Below are 5092 nucleotides of genomic sequence, written 5' to 3' on the forward strand. Positions count from 1 at the left end.
AGAGTTGATTGCTTAGCAAGAGCCGGCAGGGATGCCGACCTAAGCTCAGCCAGCACAGGGATGTGCTGTTTGAGCTGGTGCGTTTTAAGCAATCAAATCGTGCAAGATTAAAAAAATGGCAGTGGCAGCCTTTCTTTTGCTTCTGTTTTCTTTACTCGCTAAAGAATCTTGCTCTTTCAGACTGCGAAACACGTTTCGGTTCTGAAAATGCTATTCATTAGAGGCAAGTCTCTTTTACTCACAGTTAGAAAGGATAACAAATCGGCGACACAACCCCCTTTCCATTTTCTTGCTAAGGCATGATTGCTTAGCAAGTGAAGGCATGGATGCCGATACTAAGCTCGGTTCAGCACAAGGATGTGCTGTCCGAGCTGGTGCGTTATAAGCAATCAGGATGTGCAAATCAGAAAATGGTTAGGGCAGCCTTTCTTTTGGTTCCGTTTTCTTTGGCTGTTCAAAGAAAATGAACTCGCCAAAGGCGAAATAACCCACACACAAAATACAAAGGCACTTTACAAAGAAGAAGAAAAAGGCAAGATCAGCCCCTATTTGTCTTTCTTTATGCTTTTGAAATGATTTGATGCATTTTGATTCTGTATTGTATTAAACATGCATTGACGGTTCTTAAATCGGCTACAAGTTCTTCATAATATGGATAATTACATTGAATCTCTTGTGGTGTTTTTGATTCATTTTCAGGTAATACAGATACTCGTTCATACCAACGTCTATACCTTGCTTGCCATTTGGTCAGATGCGGTCTGATACCTTTGTTCAACACTTCGATAGAAAGATTAATTATCTTTTCTGTATCTTTACGCCGAAAGTTTGAGACTGGAACATCTTTAACCAACTCACGAGCAACAGAAAAAAATCCATACCATGAACTATATACTTCAACAATCACATCATTGTCATAATCTATCGGCAAACCAATTTTTCTTGTACTTAGCTCAACCCAAATCTTATACGCAATTTGCATATCAACAAGATTAGGTCGTAGTTTTATTTTCTGGTTACCAATACCAATTTCAGCTTCATCTATTTCGAATGATTTAAACTTTCTCAAAATAAAAATTTGATAAAGAGCATAAGCAACTATTAAAGCTAAAACATATAAAATAAATTCACTATTAATTGAAAAATTTATATTGAATTTTTCATCAATAGTGAAATTCAGTAGTTTTTCTGCTTTATCACTCATTATGGGCAAGTTCGGTTATAAGAAAATTTTTCTCGAGGGTTATCAATCCATTTTTTATGCGTACTTCTACGATTAAACGCAGAGTCTATTGCGTTTTTCAATGTCTCTTTTCTCGTAGGGTACTCAATCCATCGGGCATAACAGTCTTCTTGCTCATCAGTTTGCCTCAAGTTTAAATTAAGTCTATTTGGGAATGAGGTGTCTTTAGAAAAGCTTGGTAATTTAATTGCCAATACACCATTTGGCGTTACAGTCTCTCCTGAACGTAATGAAGACTGTAGTTCCCAATCAACATATCGTCTTGCCCATGTGCACTTTCCTAGCAAAACAATAGTGACTGTAGAATCCTTTAAATACAACTCTCTGATCCGACTCATTACATAATCTGTATTTTGACTATTAATAATATCAGGACTCATTTCTGGACCTAATCCTCTAGAAATAAACACATCGCGCTCATGATCAAATGTTCGAATAAAATCATCTACTTCATTTTGATCTTCATGATGATACGAAATAAAACACTTATGTCTTGCCATTTTATACTCCATTTCATTAACTAGAATTTAAGATAAAAACATAACAGTACATTTAAGCCGTAACTATCCGTACTAACGTACAACGACTTTCTCTTAATAGCCTTTAACAATAAAAACGACAACAGATTTTAACCAACTGCTGAAAGCTAAGCGCAGACAACCTATTCCAAAACAAAAAAGGCCCATTTTCATGAGCTATTTAATGTATTAAAGGTGCTTAACGCGACGTTTCACCTCTTCCTGCTTACCCTCATTAAAGGGTCTTGCATCGGGGCTACCTAAATAACCACAGACTCGTCGAGTAACGGCGACTTTTTCGGCATCGGAGTTGCCACAACTTGGGCAGACAAACCCTTTACTGGTGCAATCAAACTCACCATGAAAGCCACACTCATAACACTCATCAATGGGGGTGTTAGTTGCATAATAAGGCACGCGAGAATAACTGTAATCCCAGACATCTTCTAACGCTTTGAGATTGTTTTGCATATTGGGGTATTCGCCGTAACAGATAAAACCACCACTGGCGATCTCAGGATAAGGCATCTCAAAATCAATTTTATCGTAAGGATTAACCGCTTTTTCAACATCTAAATGGAAGCTATTGGTGTAATAACCTTTATCGGTCACACCTTCAAGCACACCAAACTGTTTGGCATCAAGGCGACAGAAACGATCACATAAGTTTTCTGATGGCGTGGAATAAAGGCTAAACCCATAACCAGACTCTTTAGTCCAAACTTCAGTGGATTTTTTTAGATAACGAATAATTGCAATCGCTTTTTGTTGCTTGGCTTTATCATCAAAAAGATGGCCATCAGTGCCGTGTAAGGCATTGATCGTTTCATGCAAGCCGATATAACCCAGTGAAATTGAAGCGCGACCATTTTTAAAGATCTCCGCGATACAATCATCCGCTTTTAAGCGTACACCACACGCACCTTCCATATACAAAATAGGTGCAACACTTGCTTTCACGTCAGATAAGCGCTCAATACGTGTATCTAGCGCTTTTTTGGCCATTAACAAGCGTTTATCTAATAACGCATAAAATGCTTGCTCGTCACCCTCTGCTTCTAGTGCGATTCGAGGCAAGTTAATGCTTACTACGCCTAAGTTATTACGACCATCATGGACAGGCTCACCATTTTCTTGATATGCATCTAAGAAACTACGGCAACCCATTGGCGTTTTAAATGAGCCCGTTATTTCAACAACTTTATCAAAGTTGAGAATATCAGGGTACATACGTTTAGAAGCACACTCTAATGCTAACTGTTTAATATCGTAATTTTGATCGGTCGATTTAAAGTTAACACCATCTTTAATGGCAAACACCAATTTTGGGAAAATAGCCGTTTTACGGTTTTTACCGAGACCTGCCAAACGAATTTTAAAGATAGATTGCTGAATCAAGCGCGCTTCCCACGATGTACCTAAACCAAAGCCAAAGGTAACAAAAGGCGTTTGTCCATTGGCCGTATGTAATGTATTAACTTCATATTCCAGTGATTGAAATGCGTTATAACACTCTTTTTCTGTCTGCTGTTCAGCATACGCTTGAGGCTCTTTAATGCCCCACTGCTTCGCGGTTGCAAGGTGTTTTTGATAACTTTTAGTCACATAAGGGGCAAGCGTTGTGTCGATACCATTAATGGTGGTGCCACCATAAATATGACTCGCCACTTGCGCGATAATTTGCGCGCAAACAGCAGTTGCGGTCGAGATGGATTTTGGCTCTTCAATCTCTGCATTACCCATTTTAAACCCTTGGGTAAACATTCCTTTAATATCGATTAACATACAGTTAAACATTGGGAAGAATGGCGCGTAATCAAGATCATGATAATGAATTTCACCTTTATCATGGGCGCGCACTACATCACGTGGCAAGATATGAGATTTTGCATAGTGTTTTGCCACAATACCTGCAAGCAGGTCACGCTGTGTTGGGATCACTTTACTGTCTTTATTAGCATTTTCATTGAGCAAAGAGGCATTGCTCTGCTCAATCAAACCATAAATTTCACTGTTAAGATGACTTTTACGCTCACGTGCAATATCTCTGTCGTGACGATATTCGATATAAACACGGGCTAATTCAAGGTGCCCCTTTTTCATCAGATGTTGTTCTACTTTCTCTTGAATATCATGAATGTCGACTTCAATTTTTCCTTTCAAGTCACTTTCAATATCGCTAGCAATTAAAAATGCATCCACACCTTTACAGCGTGCGGCACCTGATGCTTTTAAAATAGCTTCAGCAATACGTTGAGCATTAAAGGGGACTTGGCTACCGTCGCGCTTAATAACAACCGTTTTCATAATAGGACTCCAAAAATAAAATAACACTACATCTAGTGGGTCGAGACTATACATAACACTATATATACACATATTGATATAAATCAACTTTGAATCGAGGTGCTTATTTTGTGTTTAAAAAGATGCGCCAGTGCATAAACTAAAAATAAAAAAGTTATTGTTAGCACACTTTTTGACAATTTTAGTTTGCACTTTTTAGAGCCCTTACTAGTAGCATGTTTAAAGTGATAGTGATAACTCACCCTCTATATTAGCCCAATCTAATTTCAGTTAAAAAAACTCACTTAGGTTGTTATTTTTGCAGAGCTTGTTTGCTATAATCAGAAATCTTCACCTCCCCCAATTCTGTGAGTGGAATTAAATTCTTATGAGTAACTATTTTTTACTGTTTTTTGGCACGGTACTGGTCAATAACTTTGTTTTGGTTAAATTCCTCGGCTTATGCCCTTTTATGGGGGTTTCCAATAAAGTTGAAACCGCTGTTGGCATGTCGTTTGCGACCACTTTTGTCTTAACATTAACGGCTGCACTCTCCTATATTGTTAATAATTATCTGCTTATTCCATTAGATCTACACTATTTGCAAACACTGAGTTTCATTTTAGTTATCGCCGTTGTGGTGCAATTCACTGAAATGGTGATGCATAAAACCAGCCCAACGTTATATCGTTTATTAGGTATATTTTTACCCTTGATCACCACCAACTGTGCCATTTTAGGATTAGCACTATTAAACATTAATGAAAACCACGATTTTGTTGAATCGATCATTTACGGCTTTGGTGCCGGTATCGGCTTTTCATTAGTCTTAGTCTTGTTCTCTTCAATGCGTGAGCGTTTAGCGGCCTCTGATGTGCCACTGCCTTTTAAAGGCTCAGCGATTGCGATGATCACAGCAGGTTTAATGTCACTTGCGTTCATGGGTTTTACGGGGCTAATAAAATGATCACAGCGACAATTAAAATCCACTGGCGCTTATGCGATTCACAGGACTTAATTAAATGATCACAGCGACAATTAAAAT

General features: G+C 38.2%; 5 protein-coding genes. 2 read left to right on the top strand and 3 right to left on the bottom strand.

The window, feature by feature from the left end; genetic code table 11:
• Positions 1-396: 396 nt before the first annotated feature.
• Complete coding sequence (locus G322_RS0117455) at positions 397-576, top strand: hypothetical protein (RefSeq protein WP_156873994.1); 180 nt, start codon at positions 397-399, stop codon at positions 574-576.
• Here G322_RS0117455 and G322_RS0117460 read toward each other — a convergent pair.
• From G322_RS0117460 to nrdD, 3 genes are all read right to left on the bottom strand, one after another.
• Positions 560-1204, bottom strand: a complete 645-nt coding sequence (locus G322_RS0117460; RefSeq protein ID WP_022942988.1) for a hypothetical protein — start codon at positions 1202-1204, stop codon at positions 560-562. The two genes, G322_RS0117455 and G322_RS0117460, sit on opposite strands and share 17 nt — an antisense overlap.
• Positions 1204-1743, bottom strand: a complete 540-nt coding sequence (locus G322_RS0117465; RefSeq protein ID WP_022942989.1) for a TIR domain-containing protein — start codon at positions 1741-1743, stop codon at positions 1204-1206. Before G322_RS0117465 ends, G322_RS0117460 begins: the two co-directional genes overlap by 1 nt.
• 207 nt (positions 1744-1950) lie before the next feature.
• Entirely contained in the window at positions 1951-4068 is a 2118-nt protein-coding gene (gene nrdD / locus G322_RS0117470; protein WP_022942990.1) for an anaerobic ribonucleoside-triphosphate reductase, read from the bottom strand.
• Positions 4069-4435: 367 nt separating this feature from the next.
• Here nrdD and rsxA point away from each other — a divergent pair, with 367 nt between their 5' ends.
• Positions 4436-5014 carry an electron transport complex subunit RsxA gene (gene rsxA, locus G322_RS0117475; protein ID WP_022942991.1) on the top strand — a complete coding sequence of 193 codons (579 nt, stop codon included), beginning with the start codon at positions 4436-4438 and terminating at the stop codon, positions 5012-5014.
• Positions 5015-5092 lie beyond the last annotated feature (78 nt).

This window comes from Psychromonas hadalis ATCC BAA-638, from assembly GCF_000420245.1.
In the GTDB taxonomy this organism is placed as follows: Bacteria; Pseudomonadota; Gammaproteobacteria; order Enterobacterales; family Psychromonadaceae; genus Psychromonas; species Psychromonas hadalis.